The organism is Enterobacter sp. E12 (genome assembly GCF_014596715.2).
Classification (GTDB): Bacteria; Pseudomonadota; Gammaproteobacteria; order Enterobacterales; family Enterobacteriaceae; genus Enterobacter; species Enterobacter bugandensis.
The window spans coordinates 2,451,221-2,471,009 of the sequence record NZ_CP115601.1; the positions used below are offsets into that span (position 1 = coordinate 2,451,221).

General features: G+C 59.3%; 17 protein-coding genes. 14 read left to right on the plus strand and 3 right to left on the minus strand.

Annotated elements, in window-relative coordinates; genetic code table 11:
* Nucleotides 1-51: 51 nt before the first annotated feature.
* Entirely contained in the window at nucleotides 52-996 is a 945-nt protein-coding gene (locus IB212_RS11660; RefSeq protein ID WP_028013257.1) for a LysR substrate-binding domain-containing protein, read from the minus strand.
* Nucleotides 997-1,166: 170 nt separating this feature from the next.
* On the opposite strand from IB212_RS11660, the gene IB212_RS11665 reads away from it, so the two are divergent.
* The 7 genes from IB212_RS11665 to IB212_RS11695 are packed head-to-tail and all read left to right on the plus strand — an operon-like array spanning nucleotide 1,167 to nucleotide 7,617.
* Complete coding sequence (locus IB212_RS11665; RefSeq protein WP_045630467.1) at nucleotides 1,167-2,117, plus strand: branched-chain amino acid ABC transporter permease; 951 nt, start codon at nucleotides 1,167-1,169, stop codon at nucleotides 2,115-2,117.
* An 8-nt stretch (nucleotides 2,118-2,125) separates the two neighbouring features.
* Nucleotides 2,126-3,232, plus strand: a complete 1,107-nt coding sequence (locus IB212_RS11670; protein ID WP_041909833.1) for a branched-chain amino acid ABC transporter permease — start codon at nucleotides 2,126-2,128, stop codon at nucleotides 3,230-3,232.
* Nucleotides 3,229-3,996 (plus strand): ABC transporter ATP-binding protein, encoded by a 768-nt coding sequence (locus tag IB212_RS11675; RefSeq protein ID WP_041909831.1) that lies wholly within the window; start codon nucleotides 3,229-3,231, stop codon nucleotides 3,994-3,996. Before IB212_RS11670 ends, IB212_RS11675 begins: the two co-directional genes overlap by 4 nt.
* Nucleotides 3,989-4,708, plus strand: coding sequence for an ABC transporter ATP-binding protein (locus tag IB212_RS11680; RefSeq protein ID WP_188245596.1), 720 nt, complete (start codon nucleotides 3,989-3,991; stop codon nucleotides 4,706-4,708). The genes IB212_RS11675 and IB212_RS11680 overlap by 8 nt, the downstream gene beginning before the upstream one ends.
* 28 nt (nucleotides 4,709-4,736) lie before the next feature.
* On the plus strand, nucleotides 4,737-5,894 hold the full coding sequence (locus IB212_RS11685) for a branched-chain amino acid ABC transporter substrate-binding protein (protein WP_041909827.1): 1,158 nt from the start codon (nucleotides 4,737-4,739) through the stop codon (nucleotides 5,892-5,894).
* Between the two features lie 17 nt (nucleotides 5,895-5,911).
* Entirely contained in the window at nucleotides 5,912-6,394 is a 483-nt protein-coding gene (locus IB212_RS11690; protein WP_028013263.1) for an L-2-amino-thiazoline-4-carboxylic acid hydrolase, read from the plus strand.
* On the plus strand, nucleotides 6,391-7,617 hold the full coding sequence (locus tag IB212_RS11695; RefSeq protein WP_041909825.1) for a Zn-dependent hydrolase: 1,227 nt from the start codon (nucleotides 6,391-6,393) through the stop codon (nucleotides 7,615-7,617). The genes IB212_RS11690 and IB212_RS11695 overlap by 4 nt, the downstream gene beginning before the upstream one ends.
* Nucleotides 7,618-7,683: 66 nt before the next feature.
* Here IB212_RS11695 and IB212_RS11700 read toward each other — a convergent pair whose 3' ends face one another.
* Complete coding sequence (locus IB212_RS11700) at nucleotides 7,684-9,171, minus strand: MFS transporter (protein ID WP_041912007.1); 1,488 nt, start codon at nucleotides 9,169-9,171, stop codon at nucleotides 7,684-7,686.
* A 116-nt stretch (nucleotides 9,172-9,287) separates the two neighbouring features.
* Here IB212_RS11700 and IB212_RS11705 point away from each other — a divergent pair, with 116 nt between their 5' ends.
* The 6 genes from IB212_RS11705 (at nucleotide 9,288) to narI (ending at nucleotide 18,178) form a co-directional block, all read left to right on the plus strand.
* Complete coding sequence (locus IB212_RS11705) at nucleotides 9,288-9,863, plus strand: TetR family transcriptional regulator (RefSeq protein WP_041909823.1); 576 nt, start codon at nucleotides 9,288-9,290, stop codon at nucleotides 9,861-9,863.
* A 208-nt stretch (nucleotides 9,864-10,071) separates the two neighbouring features.
* The gene (locus IB212_RS11710) at nucleotides 10,072-11,457 is read left to right on the plus strand and encodes a NarK family nitrate/nitrite MFS transporter (RefSeq protein ID WP_041909821.1); all 1,386 of its coding nucleotides are present in this window, start codon (nucleotides 10,072-10,074) and stop codon (nucleotides 11,455-11,457) included.
* A 67-nt stretch (nucleotides 11,458-11,524) separates the two neighbouring features.
* The gene (locus tag IB212_RS11715; protein WP_041909819.1) at nucleotides 11,525-15,265 is read left to right on the plus strand and encodes a nitrate reductase subunit alpha; all 3,741 of its coding nucleotides are present in this window, start codon (nucleotides 11,525-11,527) and stop codon (nucleotides 15,263-15,265) included.
* The gene (gene narH / locus IB212_RS11720) at nucleotides 15,262-16,806 is read left to right on the plus strand and encodes a nitrate reductase subunit beta (protein ID WP_041909817.1); all 1,545 of its coding nucleotides are present in this window, start codon (nucleotides 15,262-15,264) and stop codon (nucleotides 16,804-16,806) included. Before IB212_RS11715 ends, narH begins: the two co-directional genes overlap by 4 nt.
* A complete protein-coding gene (gene narW, locus IB212_RS11725; RefSeq protein ID WP_041909815.1) occupies nucleotides 16,806-17,501 on the plus strand; it encodes a nitrate reductase molybdenum cofactor assembly chaperone in 696 nt (231 codons plus the stop codon). Before narH ends, narW begins: the two co-directional genes overlap by 1 nt.
* A complete protein-coding gene (narI, locus tag IB212_RS11730) occupies nucleotides 17,498-18,178 on the plus strand; it encodes a respiratory nitrate reductase subunit gamma (protein WP_022648214.1) in 681 nt (226 codons plus the stop codon). Before narW ends, narI begins: the two co-directional genes overlap by 4 nt.
* A 79-nt stretch (nucleotides 18,179-18,257) precedes the next feature.
* Here the strand turns inward: narI and nhoA are convergent, their stop codons facing one another.
* A complete protein-coding gene (nhoA, locus tag IB212_RS11735; protein ID WP_041909813.1) occupies nucleotides 18,258-19,103 on the minus strand; it encodes an N-hydroxyarylamine O-acetyltransferase in 846 nt (281 codons plus the stop codon).
* Between the two features lie 108 nt (nucleotides 19,104-19,211).
* Here nhoA and IB212_RS11740 point away from each other — a divergent pair, with 108 nt between their 5' ends.
* On the plus strand, nucleotides 19,212-19,784 hold the full coding sequence (locus IB212_RS11740; RefSeq protein ID WP_028013271.1) for a flavin reductase family protein: 573 nt from the start codon (nucleotides 19,212-19,214) through the stop codon (nucleotides 19,782-19,784).
* The last annotated feature ends 5 nt before the right edge of the window (nucleotides 19,785-19,789 follow it).

The following is a 19,789-nucleotide window of genomic DNA, read 5'->3' on the forward strand; positions in this document are numbered from 1 at the left end:
TTGTCAGTACAAAAGCCAGCGTAACACGCTGGCTTTTTTTATCTTCCGCTTTTACCCGACAGACAACTCCCCGCCTGCCGCCCGACGCAGCCAGGTTTGCAGCAGCTTGCCGTCTTCGGTCATCTCTGAATCTGAACGCACGCAGAGGTAATAATCGCGCCCGTCATCAATCGGTAAGTCAAATATCTTGACCAGCTCGCCGCTCTCAAGATATGGCGCAATCAGCGGCTCACGCATGAGCGCACATCCCAGCCCTGCCTGAACGCCCGCCAGCGTCAATAGCCCGTCTTCAAACAGCGGGCCGCTGCGCCGGAGTGGACGTTTTACCCCCTGCAACAAAAACCACTGCGTCCAGCTCGTACGCTCTTCATCGTGCAGCAGCGGCATTTGCAGCAGCTGTTCAGGCGTGTCGATATGGCCATGAACGCGCAAAAACGCGCGGCTGCACACCGGCACCATCTGGCCGGAAATCAGCTTTTCACTCTGATACCCCGCCCACTGCCCGTTACCAAAACGAATCGACATATCCGACGCGTCGCTCAGATAGTTACGGTGATTGGCATACACCACGTTGATCTCGGTTTGCGGATTGGCGCGCATGAACGCAGGCAAGCGCGGGATAAACCAACCCATACCAAAAAGCGGAATCAGGCTGATGGTGACCTGACGCGTTTGCGCCTGCTCCGCCAGGTGCTCCGTCGCCTGGCGCAACACGTTAAAGGCCGCACGGATCGAGCGGTAATATTCCCGCCCGTGCTGGCTCAGCACCAGCCTGCGTCCCTGACGTTCCGTGAGCGGCATTTGCAGGTATCCTTCGAGCACCTTGAGCTGATGACTGACGGCCGACGGAGAGATATCCAGCTCCTGCGCGGCCAGCGTGACGCTCCCCAGCCTGGCGATGGCCTCGAATGCACGAACGGCCCGAAGCGGCGGATCGTTTGCCAGGCGGCTCTCTGCAAACGCCGTCAGGCTCGCCAATTGTTCTGTTTTATTCATATGTTGATTTCTTTAGGCTTTTCACCCAAAAGCAGGCTTTAACTATTTTCATTTAAATCATAAACATAAAACAATATTTATTTATCATAAGAAATAATAGATGTGTATTTTACAATTTAATTCATTTATTGGATGGTAGCCGCAGAACGAGCACTTTGCGGGTACAAACGTTGGATACACTCATACAACAACTGATCAACGGTGTGATGCTGGGAAGCATCTACGCGCTGATCGCGCTGGGCTATACCATGGTGTATGGCATTTTGCGCATTATTAACTTTGCCCACGGGGATATTCTGATGGTTGGCGCGCTCACCACGCTCTCCGCCATTAACGCCCTGAATAGCACCTTCCCGCATATGCCGCTGCTGTTGCAGCTCGGCGTTGCCCTGATGATTGCCATGGTCGTGTGCGCCCTGCTGGCCATGGCCGTGGAGCGATTTGCCTACCGTCGACTGCGCAACGCTCCGCGCCTGGCGCCGCTGATCTCGGGTATCGGCGTATCCGTCCTGCTGCAAACCGTGGCGATGATTATCTGGACGCGCAACCCGCTGATGTTCCCGCAGATCCTGCCCATGGATCCGATTACCGTGACGTCAGGCAGTGAAATGCACCCGCCCGCCATCGTGACCGTTACCGGTATTGTCACCGTGGCGCTGGCGCTGGCGGTGATGACCGGGCTCTGGCTGCTGGTGGAATACACCCGCCTGGGGCGCGGCATGCGCGCCGTGGCGGAAAATCCGCGCGTGGCCACGCTGATGGGGGTTAACCCAAACGCCATTATTACCCTGACGTTTGCGATTGGCGGGGCGTTTGCCGCGCTGGCAGGCGTAATGATGGCCAGCAACTACGGTAACGCCAGCTTCTCGATGGGCTTTTTACCCGGGATCAAGGCCTTTACCGCCGCAGTGCTGGGGGGCATTGGTAACATTCGGGGTGCCATGATTGGCGGCATCCTGCTCGGCATTATCGAAGCGCTGGGCGCAGGCTACCTGGGTGAACTGACCCACGGTGTATTTGGCAGCAACTATCAGGATGTCTTTGCCTTTATGGTGCTGATCCTGGTGCTGGTCTTCCGTCCGGCTGGCCTGCTGGGCGAGCGCGTAGCGCACAGGGCGTAAGGAATACCATGACAACACTTCAAATTCAGGCCCCGGCGGCGACGCGCAAATTCTGGTCAGGCATGAGCCTGTTCTGCCTCGCGCTGCTGATAGCGCCCGTGGTGGCCACGCAGCTCGGCGGCAACTACTGGGTGCGCGTTATCGACTTCGCCCTGCTCTACATCATGCTGGCGCTCGGGCTCAATATTGTGGTCGGCTATACCGGCCTGCTGGACATGGGCTTTATCGCCTTTTACGCCGTCGGCGCCTACCTCGCCGCACTGATGGCTTCTCCACACCTGCTGGAGGTGTTTCCGATCCTCGCAGTATGGTTCCCGGACGGGCTGCACACCTCGTATCTGCTCATTATTCCGCTGGCGGCCCTCGTGGCGGCAGTCTGCGGGATTTTACTCGGTGCGCCCACGCTGAAGCTGCGCGGGGACTACCTGGCGATAGTGACCCTCGGCTTTGGCGAAATTATCCGCATCCTGATGCGCAACCTCGACCGTCCGGTAAACATCACCAACGGCGCAAAGGGCATTACCGGGGTAGATACGCTGAACCTGTTCGGCCTGAAGTTTAGCGGCGTCTACCACTGGTTTGGTTTCAAAGTGCCCGCCCTGTGGCTGTGGTACTACCTGCTGATGCTGGTGATTGTAGCGATTATTTTTGTCTGCCTGCGCCTGCAGCATTCCCGTATTGGCCGCGCCTGGCACGCCATCCGTGAGGATGAAGATGTGGCCCGCGCGATGGGCATCAACGTGCGTAACTATAAGCTGCTCGCCTTTGCGATGGGCGCTTCCTTTGGCGGCATAGCAGGTGCGCTTTTCGGCGCGTTTCAGGGCTTTGTCTCCCCGGAATCCTTCACGCTTCAGGAGTCCATTGCCGTACTGGCGATGGTGGTGCTGGGCGGTATGGGGCACATACCGGGCGTGATCCTGGGCGCGGTACTGCTTACCGCCCTGCCGGAACTGCTGCGCAGCCAGGCAGCGCCGGTTCAGCAGGCGCTGTTCGGTACGGTTCTGATTGACCCGGAAGTGCTGCGCCAGCTGTTTTACGGTCTGGCACTGGTACTGGTCATGCTGGTGCGCCCGTCAGGCCTCTGGCCGGTACGCCACAAGGAGGTGAAGGCATGAGCCTGTTAACCGTACGCAACATGTCAAAACGCTTCGGCGGGCTGACTGCCGTGGATGACGTTTCGATTACCGTGAACAGAGGGGAAATCTACGGGCTGATTGGCCCCAACGGCGCGGGAAAAACCACCTGCTTTAACCTGATCACCGGGCTTTATCCGGCGGACAGCGGTGAGTTTTCGATTGCCGATAAGCCCTACTTCCCAAAACACATAGAGAAAGTCACCGCCGCCGGGATTGCCCGCACCTTCCAGAACGTGCGCCTCTTCAACGAGATGTCGGTGCTGGAAAACGTTATGGTGGGCCGCCACGTGCGCACCCGTAACGGCCTGTGGGCCGCGCTGAGCCGCCATAAACGCGCCCGCGAGGAAGAGAAGCAGACCCGCGAGCTGGCCTGGCACTGGCTGGACTATACCGGCATTGCGCAGTTCGCCCACTATCGCGCCTGCGATCTGGCCTATGGTCATCAGCGTCGCCTTGAAATCGCCCGCGCGCTGGCGACGGATCCGATGCTGCTGGCGCTGGACGAGCCCGCCGCAGGGATGAACGCGGCGGAAAAAGTGGCGCTCGGCGAGCTGCTCATCCGCATCCGCGATGACGGCAAAACTCTGCTGATGATTGAACATGACGTCAAGCTGGTGATGGGCATCTGCGATCGCCTGACGGTGCTTGATTACGGTAAAACGCTCGCCAGCGGTACGCCGGAAAGCGTGCGGCGCGACCCGGCAGTGATCGCCGCCTGGCTTGGAGGTAACGCCCATGTCTGAATTACTGAAGGTAGAACGTCTGGACGTGCATTACGGCGGCATTCAGGCCGTACGCGATGTCTCCTTTACCCTGCACGAGGGCGAACAGGCTACGCTGATCGGCGCTAACGGCGCGGGGAAAAGCTCCACCGTGCGCGCCATTACCGGGTTGGAAAGCTTTAGCGGCAGTATTGAATTCAACGGTAGGCCGGTCCGTAAACAGAGCCCGGAGACCCTGCTTCGCGACGGGCTGGTCATGGTTCCGGAGGGCCGCGGGATCTTCTCCCGCATGACGGTACTGGAAAACCTGCAGATGGGCGCCTGGCTAAGGCGTGACGCTGTCACCGTTAAGCGCGAGATGAACGAGATTTTCGAACGTTTCCCGCGTCTGGGCGAGCGCCAGCATCAGCTTGCCGGACTGCTGTCCGGCGGCGAGCAACAGCTGCTGGCCCTTAACCGCGCCCTTCTCAGCCGCCCGCGCCTGCTGATCCTCGACGAGCCGTCGATGGGCCTTGCCCCGAAGATGGTCGAGAACATATTTGCCGTTATTGCCGGGCTGCGCGAGCGCGGCGTCGCCCTGCTGCTGATCGAACAAAACGCCCGGCTCGCGCTGGAAGTGACCGACAGCGCGTGGGTGATGGACAGCGGCAGCATTGTTCATCATGGCGAATCGACAGCACTGCTTAACGACGACCAGATTGCACACATTTATTTGGGCGAAATGCCCGTTTAACCACACCAGCCAACATCAGGGAAATACAATGAAAACAGTAAAAATCAGTGCGCTCAGCGCCGCTATTCTGCTCGGCGGTCTTGCCTCAACGTCCTCGTGGGCCGCCGACGGCGAAACCGTGGTTATCGGTCTGGCAGGCCCGCTCACCGGCCCGTCAGCACGTATCGGGAAAGATCTGGAGAACGGCGCGCAGCTGGCCATTGACGACATTAACAAGCAGCATCCGACCATCGGCGGCAAAGCGGTCACCTTCAAACTGCAGTCCGAAGACGATCAGTCTGACCCGCGCACTGCCGTAGCCGTCGCGCAGCGTCTGGTGGACAGCGATGTGGCGGGCGTGGTCGGCCACTGGAACACCGGCACCAGCATTCCAGCGGCCCGCGTCTATCACGATGCGGGCATCGCCCAGGTGGCACCGGTCGCGACCGGTCACGCCTATACGCAACAAGGTTTTGATACCAGCTTCCGCGTGATGGGACACGACGATGACGGCGGCCAGCTCGCCGGTCAGTATGCGGTTAACACCCTGAAAGCCAAACGCATTGCGGTAATCGACGACCGTACCGCCTTCGGTCAGGGGCTTGCAGACCAGTTTATTAAATCGCTGGAAGCCCAGGGCGTGAAAATTGTCGACCGTCAGTATGTGGATGACAAAACGGTCGATTTCAGCGCCGTGCTGACCGCCATCCGCAGTAAAAACGCCGATCTGATCTTCTTCGGCGGCGTCGACAGCCAGGCCGCACCGCTGGCTCGCCGCATTAAACAGCTGGGCATGAATGCCACGCTGATGGGCGCAGGCGGATTCGTCAGCCAGACGTTCCTGAAGCTGGCGCAGAAAGAAGGCGAAGGCGTTGTGGCGCTGGAGCCGGGCCTGCCCGTTGACCAGATGCCGGGTGGAAAGGCATTCGAACAGGCCTACCAGGCCCGCTACCACACCCATATCGAACTGCACGCCCCGTTCGCCTATGACGCCACCCGCGTGCTGGTTGCGGCGATGGAAAAAGCAGACTCCGTTGAGCCATCAGACTATCTGCCTGCCCTGCGCGCCATCAGCTATTCCGGCGTTACCGGACAGATCGCGTTTGATAAAGAGGGCAACCTGAAATCGCCGTCGTTCACGGTCTATAAGGTTGTCGACGGCAAATGGCAGCCGCAGACCGTGCTGGGCGGCGCAAAAGCGAAGTAACGCAGCGAGGCAATGTGATGAGTGATAATAATGAGCTGGGCATTCTCGCCCGCCGCAAAATTGAAGCTGAAATTATTAAGCCAATTTATGAAATCCTGGTGCGCGAGATAGGGAAAGCCCGCGCCCAGGCGGTGATTGGCGAGGCCATTGAGCAGGCCGCGATTGATGCTGGTAAAGGGTTTGCCAGCAAAGAACCCAACGGCGCGAACATCAAGAGCTTTATCGCCCTGCAGTATCTGTGGGAGAAAGATAACGCCCTGGACGTGAAGGTGATCGACGCTGACGACCAGCAGTACAACTACAACGTAACCCGCTGTCGCTACGCGGAGATGTACCACGAGATGGGGCTGGGCGAGATTGGTCATCTGCTCTCCTGCGCGCGCGATGAGAAATTCATCGTTGGCTATGCGCCGGACGTAGAGCTAACCCGCACCACGACCATTATGCAGGGCGGTGCGTGCTGTGATTTCCGCTACCGCAGCGGTAAGGACAAGCCATGATCCGCGTCAATGCCGAACGGCTGTGGTCAACGCTTGAGATGATGGCGCAGATCGGCGGCACGCCCGCCGGTGGCGTCACCCGTCTGGCACTGAGCGAGGAAGATCGTATTGCGCGTAACCTGCTGCGCGACTGGGCGCTGGACGCCGGTTTTACCTGTGACGTCGACAGCATGGGCAATATGTTTATCCGCCGCGCGGGGAAAAACCCGCAACTCGCGCCGGTCATGACCGGTTCGCACGTGGATACCCAGCCGCTGGGAGGGAACTACGACGGCGTTTACGGCGTGCTGGCCGGGCTGGAGCTGCTGCGCACCCTCAATGACCATCACCTTGAGACGGAGCGTGACATCGTGCTGGTCAACTGGACCAACGAAGAAGGCGCGCGCTTTGCGCCAGCCATGCTCGCTTCAGGGGTCTGGACGGGGCAATTTAGCGAAGCGTACGCCCATTCCCGCGCGGATAGCGACGGTATCAGCGTGGGTGAAGCGCTGGAAAGCATCGGCTACCGGGGTGAAGCCCCTGCCCGCGCGTTTCCGGTTCACGCCTGCTACGAGCTGCACATCGAACAGGGCCCGATTCTGGAAGATGAAGCCCTGGATATCGGGTTAGTCCGCGCGGCAATGGGCCAGCGCTGGTTTACCCTGACGCTGGACGGGTTTGCCGCCCACGCGGGCACCACGCCGATGCACAGCCGACGCGACGCGCTGACCGCGTTCTCGGAGCTGGCGCTGAAGGTGGAGGAGATTGGCTATCGGCACGCGCCGGACGGACGTGCGACCATCGGTATGGCGCAGGTTACGCCAAACTCGCGCAACGTCGTGCCGTCTCGGGTGGTCTGCAGCGTGGAGTTTCGCCATCCGGCGCTGACGGCACTGGAAGCCATGGAGGCGGCGCTGCATAAGGTGGCTGAAAGCCTGAGCCTGCGCGGCGTGGCGGCTGTCGTTGAGCGCATTTTTGACTACGCGCCCATCGCGTTTGATGCCGAATGTCTGGCCCGCACGGAGAAGGCCGTGGCGGAACTGGGCTATTCGTCGAAGCCGATGGTCTCCGGCGCGGGACACGACACCTGCTATGTCAGCAAGATTGCCCCTGCCAGCATGATTTTTATCCCCTGCGTGAAGGGCATCAGCCATAACGAAGCGGAAAGGATCCTGCCGGAGTGGTCGGAGAAAGGGGCGAACGTGCTGTTGCACAGCGTCCTGTCCGCGGCCCAGGAAAAATAAACCGGGTGGCGCGGCTCGGACAACCGCGCCCGTAGGCCCGGTAAGCGCAGCGCCACCGGGCGTGTTTTACGGCTTCGGCACCTTCGCCAGGCTAAACCAGATCCCCACTGCCAGTAACAGCAGCATTCCGCCCGCACTCCCCAGCGCCACGCTGTGGGAGGTAATAAACGCACTTTTCGCCGCCTCAATCACCGGCTCCGCGAGGGACGGCGTCAGATCCTGCGCCACCTTCATCGCTTCACCAATCGATGACGAGGCTTTATCGACGAGCGAGGCATTCAGCCCCTGCGGCAGGTCAATGGACGCCGAGAAGCTGCGGGTCAACAGCAGACCAAAAATAGCGATCCCCAGCCCGGCGCCCAGTTCATAGGACATGGTTTCAATCGCCCCTGCGGCAGCGGCTTTCTCCTTCGGCGCGGCAGCCATAATGGCGGAGGTCGAGGCCAGCAGCGCGCTGGCGGCGCTGAAGCCCAACAGCACCATCAGGCTCCACGCCTGCCACTGCTGCGTGCTGAAATCGAGCATCGAGAGGCCGATGAAACTGACCGCGCTGAGCCCCATGCCACCCGCAGCGACAATGCGCAGCCCAAGACGCCCCACCAGTACCCCGGCGATCGGCCCGCTAAACCCGCTCGCTACCATGACCGGAAGCATAAACATGCCCGCTTCAAATGGCGTAAAGCCGTGAACGAATTGCAATTCCTGCGCCATCAGCAGCTCAAACCCGACCAGGGCAATCATGGCGGTCATCGCCATTACCACGCCGCTCAGAATGATGCGATGGCAGAACAGGCGCATATCGATCATCGGCACGCGGGCGCGCAGCTGAATACGCACGAAGATAAACAGCAGCACCGAGCCGGTCACCAGCGCGGAGGCAACCAGCCACGGCGACAGGACGCCTTTGAGCGCGGTTTTGGCACTGTAGACCAGCAGCAAAATCGCCACAATCAGCATGATGGCATGACTGATATTCAGCGGCTGCTCCGGTCGGCCCTGCTGACGGGGCACAAAACGCGCGGCCAGCGACACCACTACCAGCACAATCGGCACGTTGATTAAAAACACCGATCCCCAGTAAAAATGCTCGAGTAACATACCGCCAATCAGCGGACCAAATGCCGCGCCACCTGAGCCAACGGCCGCCCAGACGCCAAGTGCGATATTACGATCTTTCGCGTCGGTAAACAGCGTGCGGATCCCGGCCAGCGTGGCCGGAATGATCATCGCCGCACCGATCGCCAGCGAGGCGCGCGCCGCTATCAGCCACCCTGCCGACGGTGCAACCGCGGCCGCCAGGGACGACACCCCAAACAGCGTGCTGCCGATCATCAGCAAGCGTTTAAAGCCAATGCGGTCACCCAGGGCACCCATCGGCAGCACCATCCCCGCCATCACCAGCGAGTAAATATCAATGATCCACAACAATTCGTTACCGCTGGCACCCAGCGTCATGCTCAATGTCGGCGCCGCCACGTGCAGCACCGTCGCGTCGATCGCGACCGGGATATAGACCAGCACGATAATCACTAACGCTAACCACTGACGAAACATAAATTTCCTTTTCATTTTAAACATGGACACATGTCCAGGATGCGATCCTACGTAAAGTTGAACGAGTGTCCAGCTTTTTGTTACACTCGTTTCATTCCCATTGAGAGTGAGTAAACATGCGATATCTGAGCAAGGATGAACGGCGGGAAGCAATCTTACAGGCCGCCATGCGCGTGGCGCTCGCCGAGGGGCTGGCGGCGATGACGGTGCGGCGCATTGCAACTGAAGCGGGCGTCGCGACCGGGCAGGTTCATCACCACTTTGCCTCCGGCGGTGAGTTAAAATCGCTGGCATTCGTTCGCCTGATCCGCGAGCTATTAGATGCCGACGTGGCGGATGAACGTGCCACCTGGCGAGAGCGGTTGCACAGCATGCTCGGCAGCGACGATGGTAAGTTTGAGCCTTATATCCGACTGTGGCGGGAAGCCCAAATTCTCGCCAGCCGTGATCCCGAGATCAAAGCGGCTTATGTCCTCACCATGGAGATGTGGCATCAGGAAACCGTGGCGATTATCCGCGCCGGGGCTGATGCCAGCGCGTTCACGCTTACCGATCGGGCGGAAAATATCGCGTGGCGTTTAATAGGGCTGGTTTGTGGCCTGGATGGGATCACCGTATTAAATATGCCTGAAATGGACGATGCGGCATTTAATAAACATCTCGACAAACTTATCACGCTGGAATTGTTTTAATACTCCTTCCGGAGTATAAATTCCGCAAAATGTTACAATTAGTAACACATTAAGCGAGCCCTTATTTTCATTCTAATCTCGGGGGTTCGCTTTTTTATCTATCCTTTCAGATGTATCCCAAAGCATCCCAAAAACCAATAACACTTCTTTAATCATCTTTTTGTTTTTACTTCATTTTTCTCTCAAACATGGTAAGCAAGAGGGCGATATGTCGCAACAAAGTGATAAAAGTAATCCCCATCTGTTGAGTAACTGGAAACCTGAAAACGCGCAATTTTGGGAGAATAAAGGAAAACATATCGCACGAAGAAACCTATGGATTTCTGTAGCTTGCCTGCTATTAGCGTTTTGCGTGTGGATGTTATTTAGCGCCGTTGCGGTCAATCTGAATAAAGTTGGATTTAATTTCACCACCGATCAGCTTTTTATGCTAACGGCATTACCTTCACTCTCTGGCGCGATATTGCGCGTCCCCTACTCGTTTATGGTGCCAATATTTGGCGGACGCTACTGGACGGTATTGAGCACCGTTATCCTGATTATCCCCTGCGTCTGGCTGGGGATAGCCATTCAGGACACCGCGACACCTTACTGGGTCTTTATCGTGATTGCCCTGCTCTGCGGTTTTGCCGGGGCCAACTTTGCCTCCAGCATGGGTAACATCAGCTTCTTCTTCCCGAAGGCCAGACAGGGCAGCGCACTGGGCATCAACGGCGGGTTGGGAAATCTGGGCGTCAGCGTGATGCAGCTGTTTGCTCCGCTGGTAATTTTCCTGCCAATGTTTACCTTCCTCGGCGTGCACGGCGTACCGCAGGAGGATGGCTCAACGATGTGGCTGGCCAATGCGGCCTGGGTATGGGCGCCGCTGCTGCTGCTGGCAACCCTTGCGGCGTTTTTTGGCATGAACGATATCGCCAGCTCTAAGGCCTCTATCGCCAGCCAGTTGCCGGTACTGAAGCGCTTTCACCTCTGGCTGCTGAGCCTGCTTTATCTTGCTACCTTCGGCTCGTTTATCGGCTTCTCAGCGGGCTTTGCCATGCTGTCGAAAACCCAGTTCCCGGACGTGAACATTCTGCACCTCGCCTTCTTCGGCCCACTTATCGGTGCGCTGGCGCGTTCGGCGGGCGGGATGATCTCTGACAGGCTGGGCGGCGTGCGCGTCACGCTGATTAACTTCGTCTTTATGGCTATCTTCAGCGCCCTGATCTTCCTGACGCTCCCCGGCTCTGGCTCCGGCAGCTTTATCGCCTTCTACCTGGTCTTTATGGGCCTGTTCCTCACCGCCGGGCTGGGCAGCGGTTCGACCTTCCAGATGATCGCGATTATCTTTCGCCAAATCACCCTCGACCGCGTCAAAAAGCAGGGCGGCACGGACGAACAGGCGCAGCATGAAGCGGTGACGGAGACCGCCGCCGCGCTGGGCTTTATCTCCGCCATCGGTGCCGTTGGCGGGTTCTTTATCCCTAAGGCGTTCGGCACATCGCTGGCAATGACCGGTTCGCCGGTTGGGGCCATGAAGGTGTTCCTCGTGTTTTACATCGTCTGCGTGTTCGTCACCTGGCTGGTGTATGGCCGTAAATCCTCAAAAAAATAAAAACTACATCTTCGCCGGAGCGTGATGCATCGCACTCCGGCCATGCTATCGAAGCAGGAGAAATGTCATGAGCAAACTGCTGGACCGCTTCCGTTACTTCAAAACAAAAGGCGACAGTTTCGCCGATGGGCACGGGCAGGTGTATCACACCAACCGCGACTGGGAGGACAGCTACCGCCAGCGCTGGCAGTTCGACAAGATTGTGCGATCCACCCACGGGGTAAACTGTACCGGCTCCTGTAGCTGGAAGATTTATGTCAAAAACGGCCTGGTGACCTGGGAAACCCAGCAGACCGACTACCCCCGCACCCGCCCTGACCTACCCAATCACGAGCCGCGCGGCTGCCCGCGAGGCGCAAGCTACTCCTGGTACCTCTACAGCGCCAACCGCCTTAAGTACCCGCTGGTGCGCCGCAGGCTGATTGAACTCTGGCGCGAGGCGCTGGCGCAGCATACCGATCCGGTGCTGGCCTGGGATGCCATCCAGAACGATCCGCAAAAGGCGCAAAGCTACAGGAAGGCGCGGGGTAAAGGCGGGTTTATCCGCTCAAACTGGAAAGAGCTGAACCAGCTGATCGCCGCCGCTAACGTCTGGACTATCAAAAACTACGGCCCGGACCGCGTGGCCGGTTTTTCGCCTATTCCGGCGATGTCGATGGTCTCCTACGCCGCCGGAACGCGCTATCTCTCCCTGCTGGGTGGCACCTGCCTGAGCTTCTACGACTGGTACTGCGACCTGCCGCCTGCGTCGCCGATGACCTGGGGCGAGCAGACCGACGTGCCGGAGTCCGCCGACTGGTACAACTCCAGCTATATCATTGCCTGGGGCTCGAACGTGCCGCAGACGCGTACTCCGGACGCCCACTTCTTTACCGAGGTGCGCTACAAAGGCACCAAGACCGTTGCGATTACGCCGGACTTCTCGGAGGTCGCCAAGCTCAGCGACCAGTGGCTGGCCCCCAAACAGGGCACCGACAGCGCCCTCGCCATGGCGATGGGCCACGTCATCCTCAAAGAGTTCCACCTCGATAACCCGAGCGATTACTTCCTCAACTACTGCCGCCGCTACACCGACATGCCGATGCTCGTGCTGCTGGACGAGCAGGCTGACGGTCGCGTGGTGCCGGGCCGGATGCTGCGCGCCTCCGATCTCGTCGACGGACTGGGGGAGGCCAATAACCCAGAGTGGAAGACCGTCGCCTTCGATATTGCCGGTAACCTGGTGGTGCCAAACGGCTCGATCGGCTTCCGCTGGGGGGAAAAAGGCAAATGGAACCTGGAGCCTCAGGCTGCGGGCCATGAAACAGAACTCACCCTCTCCCTACTGATTACCCACGACAGCGTGGCGGACGTCGCGTTCCCCTACTTTGGCGGCAACGAAAACCCGCATTTTCGTAGCGTGAAGCAGGAGCCAGTGCTGACGCGCCGCGTGCCGAGCAAAACCCTGACGCTCGCCGACGGCAGCCAGAAACGCGTGGTCAGCGTTTACGATCTGGTGCTGGCTAACTACGGTCTCGATCGCGGCCTGGAAGACAGTAACGCCGCAGACAGCTATGACCAGATCAAAGCCTACACGCCCGCCTGGGGCGAGCAGATCACCGGCGTGCCCGCGTACCTGATCGAAAAAATTGCCCGCGAGTTCGCCGACACGGCGCACAAAACGCACGGTCGCTCGATGATCATTCTGGGTGCCGGGGTAAACCACTGGTACCACATGGACATGAACTACCGTGGGATGATCAATATGCTGGTCTTCTGCGGCTGCGTCGGGCAGAGCGGCGGCGGCTGGTCCCACTATGTCGGCCAGGAGAAGCTGCGCCCGCAAACCGGCTGGCTGCCGCTGGCCTTCGCGCTGGACTGGAACCGCCCGCCGCGCCAGATGAACAGCACCTCGTTCTTCTACAACCACGCCAGCCAGTGGCGCTACGAGAAGCTCACTGCGCAGGAGCTGCTCTCCCCGCTGGCGGACGCGTCGAAGTTCACCGGACATCTGATCGACTTTAACGTTCGCGCCGAGCGCATGGGCTGGCTGCCGTCGGCCCCGCAGCTCAACCTCAACCCGCTGCACGTCAAGGCGCGTGCGGACGCGGCGGGCATGACGCCGCAGGAGTACACCGTTCAGGCGTTGAAATCGGGCGATATCCGCTTCGCCTGCGAACAGCCGGACAACGGCAAGAACCACCCGCGCAACCTGTTCGTCTGGCGCTCTAACCTGCTCGGCTCGTCCGGGAAAGGCCACGAGTACATGCTGAAATACCTGCTCGGCACCGAGAGCGGCATTCAGGGTGAAGATTTAGGCTCAACGGATGACGTGAAGCCTGAAGAGGTTGAGTGGCAAACCGCCGCCATCGAGGGCAAGCTCGACCTGCTGGTGACGCTCGATTTCCGCATGTCCAGCACCTGCCTGTTCTCCGATATCGTCCTGCCGACCGCCACCTGGTATGAAAAGGACGACATGAATACCTCGGACATGCACCCGTTTATTCATCCGCTTTCCGCCGCCGTTGACCCGGCGTGGGAATCGCGCAGCGACTGGGAGATCTACAAAGGCATCGCCAAAGTCTTCTCCGAGGTGTGCGTTGGCCATCTGGGCACAGAAACCGACGTGGTGCTCCAGCCGCTGCAGCATGACTCCCCGGCGGAGCTGTCGCAGCCGTTTGATATTCAGGACTGGCGCAAAGGGGAATGTGACCTGATCCCCGGCAAAACGGCGCCCAACATCGCGGTGGTGGAGCGTAACTACCCGGAAACTTACGAACGCTTCACCGCCCTCGGCCCGCTGATGGACAAGCTCGGCAACGGCGGGAAAGGCATTTCGTGGAACACGCAGAACGAGGTCGATTTCCTCGGCAAGCTGAACTACGTCAAGCTCGACGGCCCGGCGAAAGGCCGCCCGCGCATTGAAACCGCCATTGACGCCTCGGAGGTGATCCTCGCCCTCGCCCCGGAAACCAACGGACAGGTGGCGGTGAAGGCCTGGGAAGCGCTCGGGGAACTGACCGGGCGCGACCACACCCATCTGGCGCTGAACAAGGAAGACGAGAAAATCCGCTTCCGCGACATTCAGGCGCAGCCGCGCAAAATCATCTCCAGCCCGACGTGGTCCGGCCTTGAGAGCGAGCACGTCTCCTATAACGCGGGCTATACCAACGTCCACGAGCTGATCCCGTGGCGCACCCTTTCGGGCCGCCAGCAGCTGTATCAGGATCATCCGTGGATGCGCGCCTTCGGGGAGAGCCTGGTGGCCTATCGCCCACCGATTGATACCCGCAGCGTGACCCACATGCGCGAGATCCCGCCGAACGGCTTCCCGGAAAAAGCGCTGAACTTCCTGACGCCGCACCAGAAATGGGGCATCCACTCCACCTACAGCGAAAACCTGCTGATGCAGACCCTGTCGCGCGGGGGCCCCATCGTCTGGATCAGCGAAACCGACGCGCGCGAGCTAGGCATAGAGGACAACGACTGGATCGAAGCCTTCAACGCCAACGGCGCCCTCACCGCCCGCGCGGTGGTCAGCCAGCGCGTGCCGCCGGGCATGACCATGATGTACCACGCCCAGGAGCGCATCCTGAACATTCCGGGGTCAGAAGTGACTGGACGGCGCGGCGGGATCCACAACTCGGTCACCCGCGTCTGCCCAAAACCGACGCACATGATCGGCGGCTATGCCCAGCTGGCGTACAGCTTCAACTATTACGGCACCGTCGGCTCGAACCGCGACGAGTTCATCATGATCCGCAAAATGAAAAACATTAACTGGCTGGACGGCGAAGGTCGGGATCAGGTACAGGAGGCGAAAAAATGAAAATACGCTCACAGGTTGGCATGGTTCTGAATCTCGATAAATGCATCGGCTGCCACACCTGCTCGGTCACCTGCAAGAACGTCTGGACCGGGCGCGAAGGGATGGAGTATGCGTGGTTTAACAATGTGGAGACCAAACCGGGAATTGGCTATCCGAAAAACTGGGAAGATCAGGAGGAGTGGCAAGGCGGATGGATCCGCGGCATTCACGGCAAGCTGACCCCGCGCCTCGGTGGCAAAATGGGCGTGCTGTCGAAGATTTTCGCTAACCCCGTCCTGCCGCAGATTGACGATTATTACGAACCCTTCACCTTTGACTATCAGGATCTGCACCGCGCGCCGGAGGGGGAGCATCTCCCTACCGCCCGCCCCCGCTCGCTGATCGACGGCAAGCGGATGGACAAAATCGTCTGGGGACCAAACTGGGAGGAACTGCTGGGCGGCGAGTTCGAAAAGCGCGCCCGCGACCGCAACTTCCAGAAGATCCAGAAGGAGATGTACGGCCAGTTTGAAAACACCTTCATGATGTATCTGCCGCGCCTGTGCGAGCACTGCCTGAACCCGAGCTGCGTGGCCACCTGCCCGAGCGGCGCGATTTACAAGCGCGAAGAGGACGGCATTGTGCTGATCGATCAGGATAAATGCCGCGGCTGGCGCCTGTGCATCAGCGGCTGCCCGTACAAGAAAATTTACTTCAACTGGAAAAGCGGCAAGTCAGAAAAATGCATCTTCTGCTACCCGCGCATTGAGTCCGGCCAGCCGACCGTTTGTTCGGAGACCTGCGTCGGGCGAATCCGTTATCTCGGCGTGCTGCTGTACGACGCGGACCGTATTGAAGAGGCCGCCAGCACCGAGCATGAAACCGATCTGTACGAGCGCCAGTGCGACGTGTTCCTCAACCCTAACGATCCGGCGGTGATTGAGGAAGCGCTGAAACAGGGCATTCCACAGAACGTGATTGATGCCGCCCAGCGTTCGCCGGTCTACAAGATGGCGATGGACTGGAAGCTGGCCCTGCCGCTGCATCCTGAATACCGCACCCTGCCGATGGTCTGGTACGTGCCGCCACTGTCGCCGATTCAGTCCTACGCGGATGCGGGCGGCCTGCCGCAGAGTGACGGCGTCCTGCCAGCCGTGGAAAGCCTGCGCATTCCAGTGCAGTACCTGGCAAACATGCTCAGCGCGGGCGATACCGGCCCGGTGCTGCGCGCCCTGAAGCGCATGATGGCGATGCGTCACTATAAACGCTCCCAGACCGTGGAAGGCGTGACCGATACCCGCGCCATTGAGGAAGTGGGCCTGACCGAAGCGCAGGTTGAGGAGATGTACCGCTATCTCGCCATCGCTAACTACGAAGATCGCTTCGTGATCCCGACCAGCCACCGCGAAATGGCGCGCGACGCCTTCCCGGAGAAAAACGGCTGCGGCTTCACCTTCGGCGACGGCTGCCACGGCTCCGACACCAAATTCAACCTCTTCAACAGCAGCCGCATCGACGCGATTAACATCACCGAGGTGCGCGAACACGGGGAGGGAGAATAATGCAGATCCTTAAAATCATCGCGCTGCTGATTGAGTATCCCGATGAGCTGCTGTGGGAAAACCGCGATGAGGCGCTTTCCCTGGTTGAGCAGGACGCGCCCATGCTGCTGCCGTTTGCCCGGCAGCACCTTAGCGCCCCTCTGCTGGATAAGCAGGCCGAATGGTGCGAGGTGTTTGAACGCGGGCGCGCAACGTCCCTGCTGCTGTTCGAACACGTTCACGCCGAGTCCCGCGATCGCGGTCAGGCGATGGTCGATCTAATGAGCCAGTATGAGAAAGCCGGGCTGGAGCTGGACTGCCGCGAGCTGCCCGACTATCTGCCGCTCTACCTGGAATACCTCAGCCTCGTCACCGACGACGAGGCGCGTGAAGGATTGCAAAATGTCGCGCCGATCCTGGCGCTGATTGGTGGTCGCCTCAAGCAGCGCGGCGTGGCGCATTACCAGCTGTTTGACGCCCTGCTGACGATGGCCGGTACGCGGCTTTCCAGCGACAGCGTGGCGAAGCAGGTGTCCGGTGAAAAACGGGATGATACCCGTCAGGCGCTGGACGCCGTGTGGGAAGAGGAACAGGTGAAGTTTATCGAAGACAACGCCTCATCGTGCGACAGTTCGCCGATGCAGCAATATCAACGACGCTTTAGCCAGGACGTCGCGCCGCAGTACGTGGACGTCAGCGCCGGAGGCCCAAAATGACGCACTACCTGAACGTGTTTTTCTATGATATTTACCCGTATATCTGTGCTACCGTTTTTTTCCTCGGCAGCTGGCTGCGCTACGACTACGGGCAATACACCTGGCGGGCCTCATCGAGCCAGATGCTCAGCAAGCGCGGGATGAACTGGGCCTCTAACCTGTTTCATATCGGGATTCTGGGGATCTTCTTCGGGCACCTGTTCGGCATGTTAACCCCGCACTGGATGTACGCCTGGTTTTTACCCGTCGCGGTTAAACAGCAGCTGGCCATGATTGCGGGAGGCATTTGCGGCGTACTGACGCTGATTGGTGGGTCAATGCTGCTGATCCGCCGCCTCTTCAACCAGCGGGTACGCGCCACGTCCACCACGCCGGATATTATCATCATGAGTATCCTGCTGCTTCAGTGCATCCTGGGGCTGTCGACCATTCCTTTCTCCGCGCAATATCCTGACGGAAGCGAGATGATGAAGCTGGTCGGCTGGGCGCAGGGGATAGTGACGTTTAAGGGGGGCTCGTCGGAGATGTTGAGCGGCGTCGCGCCGATCTTCCGCGTGCATCTGGTGCTGGGGATGACGATCTTCCTCATCTTCCCGTTCACCCGTCTGGTGCACGTGTGGAGTGCGCCGTTTGAGTATTTTACCCGTCGGTATCAGGTGGTGAGATCGCGCCGTTGATTTTGTCGGGTGGCGGCTTCGCCTTACCCGACCTACGTTCACACTCCCGTAGGCCCGGTAAGGCGTAGCCGCCACCGGGCTATTTCCCTGCCTGCGGATGCGTATCAAACCCCGCCATCACTGCCGTCAGCTCGGCCAGTGTAAAGCCGTGCTTCGGATCAGCAACGCCAAGGCCAAACCGCTCCTGCATCAGCTTATACAGCGCCTCCGCATCCGGCAAATGGATCTGCTCCTCCACGTGACCGTTCTGCCAGTGGGTAAAGTTGAAGTTAGTCAGCGTCAGCTTGCCGCCGTCCGGCAGGTGGCGACACATCAGTAGATGATGACGAAAATGGGACTGCGGCCAGTGCGCCGACCAGAAGTTCCCCATCACGTAATCGCTGAAATACTGCGTCGTCAGGTCAAAGTGGTACATCGACTGCCAGTGCTCGTGGTGACGGAACTGTAATACCCAGTCGTTACCCTCGCTCAGAAGACGGTAAATGCCGTGCGGGGTTTCCTGTTCCTCGTTGGCGAGCAGGCGAATCGGCGCCGTCAGCGTCTGTCCACCAAACCCCACGTCGGCAATCCAGCGCTCGCCGTTCAGCTCAACCAGCAGCAGGCGGTGCGTGCGCGGCGGCATCTGCGACGGATTTGCCAGTACGACCCGCCCCAGCACGCTGCGCACGTTAAACCCGACTTCACGCAACACGCGCTCGAAAAGGCCGTTTTGCTCAAAGCAATATCCTCCGCGTCGCGCCGTCACCAGCTTGTCGACCAGACATTGATCGTCAAGATGGATTTCGCGCGGCAGGACGACATCAATATTTTCGAACGGGATCGCACAGTTGTGGTGTAAATGCAGCGCGTGCAGGGTTTCGATATCAACCCGTGTCGGTTGCGCCCACCCAATGCGGGCAAAATAGTCAGTCAGAAAGGGGGACATACATCATTTTCCTTTGATTGTGATGTTCTGTTTATAAACTAATTTTACGCACTCACTTTGATTTACGTGCTTTTTCGTCATACTCATCGTTACAGATGAGGAGATCCTATGAGCCACTTTCGCCCTGTTGAATTACGTCATGCCAGCCGTCTGCTGAACCACGGCCCTACCGTGCTGATCACCAGCCGCGATGAAACCCTGGACAGACGCAACGTGATGGCCGCCGCATGGTCAATGCCCGTTGAGTTTGAACCGCCGCGCATCGCGATTGTGGTGGACAAAAGTACCTGGTCACGTGAGCTGATTGAGCACAGCGGGAAGTTTGGCATCGTCATCCCCGGCGTGGCGGCAGCTAACTGGACATACGCTGTCGGCAGCGTCAGCGGGCGCGACGAGGACAAATTCAACTGCTACGGGATCCCGGTCGTGAACGGCCCTGAGCTCGGGCTGCCGGTGATTGAAGAAAAATGTCTGGCGTGGATGGAGTGCCGATTACTTCCCGTCACCTCTGCGGCAGAGAAATACGACACGCTGTTTGGAGAAGTGGTTTCAGCGGCAGCCGATGAGCGCGCGTTTGTCGCCGGGCGCTGGCAGTTTGACGGGGATAAGTTGAATACGCTGCATCATCTAGGGGCTGGGACATTTGTGGCGAGCGGGAAAATGGTGAAGGCGCTGGATTGATTTCC

Excerpts from the sequence above, each read along its gene's own strand:
- IB212_RS11660 (WP_028013257.1), bottom strand. The coding sequence starts at position 996 with ATGAATAAAACAGAACAATTGGCGAGCCTGACGGCGTTTGCAGAGAGC.
- IB212_RS11670 (WP_041909833.1), top strand. The coding sequence starts at position 2,126 with ATGACAACACTTCAAATTCAGGCCCCGGCGGCGACGCGCAAATTCTGG.
- IB212_RS11675 (WP_041909831.1), top strand. The coding sequence starts at position 3,229 with ATGAGCCTGTTAACCGTACGCAACATGTCAAAACGCTTCGGCGGGCTG.
- IB212_RS11680 (WP_188245596.1), top strand. The coding sequence starts at position 3,989 with ATGTCTGAATTACTGAAGGTAGAACGTCTGGACGTGCATTACGGCGGC.
- IB212_RS11685 (WP_041909827.1), top strand. The coding sequence starts at position 4,737 with ATGAAAACAGTAAAAATCAGTGCGCTCAGCGCCGCTATTCTGCTCGGC.
- IB212_RS11690 (WP_028013263.1), top strand. The coding sequence starts at position 5,912 with ATGAGTGATAATAATGAGCTGGGCATTCTCGCCCGCCGCAAAATTGAA.
- IB212_RS11695 (WP_041909825.1), top strand. The coding sequence starts at position 6,391 with ATGATCCGCGTCAATGCCGAACGGCTGTGGTCAACGCTTGAGATGATG.
- IB212_RS11700 (WP_041912007.1), bottom strand. The coding sequence starts at position 9,171 with ATGTTTCGTCAGTGGTTAGCGTTAGTGATTATCGTGCTGGTCTATATC.
- IB212_RS11705 (WP_041909823.1), top strand. The coding sequence starts at position 9,288 with ATGCGATATCTGAGCAAGGATGAACGGCGGGAAGCAATCTTACAGGCC.
- IB212_RS11710 (WP_041909821.1), top strand. The coding sequence starts at position 10,072 with ATGTCGCAACAAAGTGATAAAAGTAATCCCCATCTGTTGAGTAACTGG.
- IB212_RS11715 (WP_041909819.1), top strand. The coding sequence starts at position 11,525 with ATGAGCAAACTGCTGGACCGCTTCCGTTACTTCAAAACAAAAGGCGAC.
- narH (WP_041909817.1), top strand. The coding sequence starts at position 15,262 with ATGAAAATACGCTCACAGGTTGGCATGGTTCTGAATCTCGATAAATGC.
- narW (WP_041909815.1), top strand. The coding sequence starts at position 16,806 with ATGCAGATCCTTAAAATCATCGCGCTGCTGATTGAGTATCCCGATGAG.
- narI (WP_022648214.1), top strand. The coding sequence starts at position 17,498 with ATGACGCACTACCTGAACGTGTTTTTCTATGATATTTACCCGTATATC.
- nhoA (WP_041909813.1), bottom strand. The coding sequence starts at position 19,103 with ATGTCCCCCTTTCTGACTGACTATTTTGCCCGCATTGGGTGGGCGCAA.
- IB212_RS11740 (WP_028013271.1), top strand. The coding sequence starts at position 19,212 with ATGAGCCACTTTCGCCCTGTTGAATTACGTCATGCCAGCCGTCTGCTG.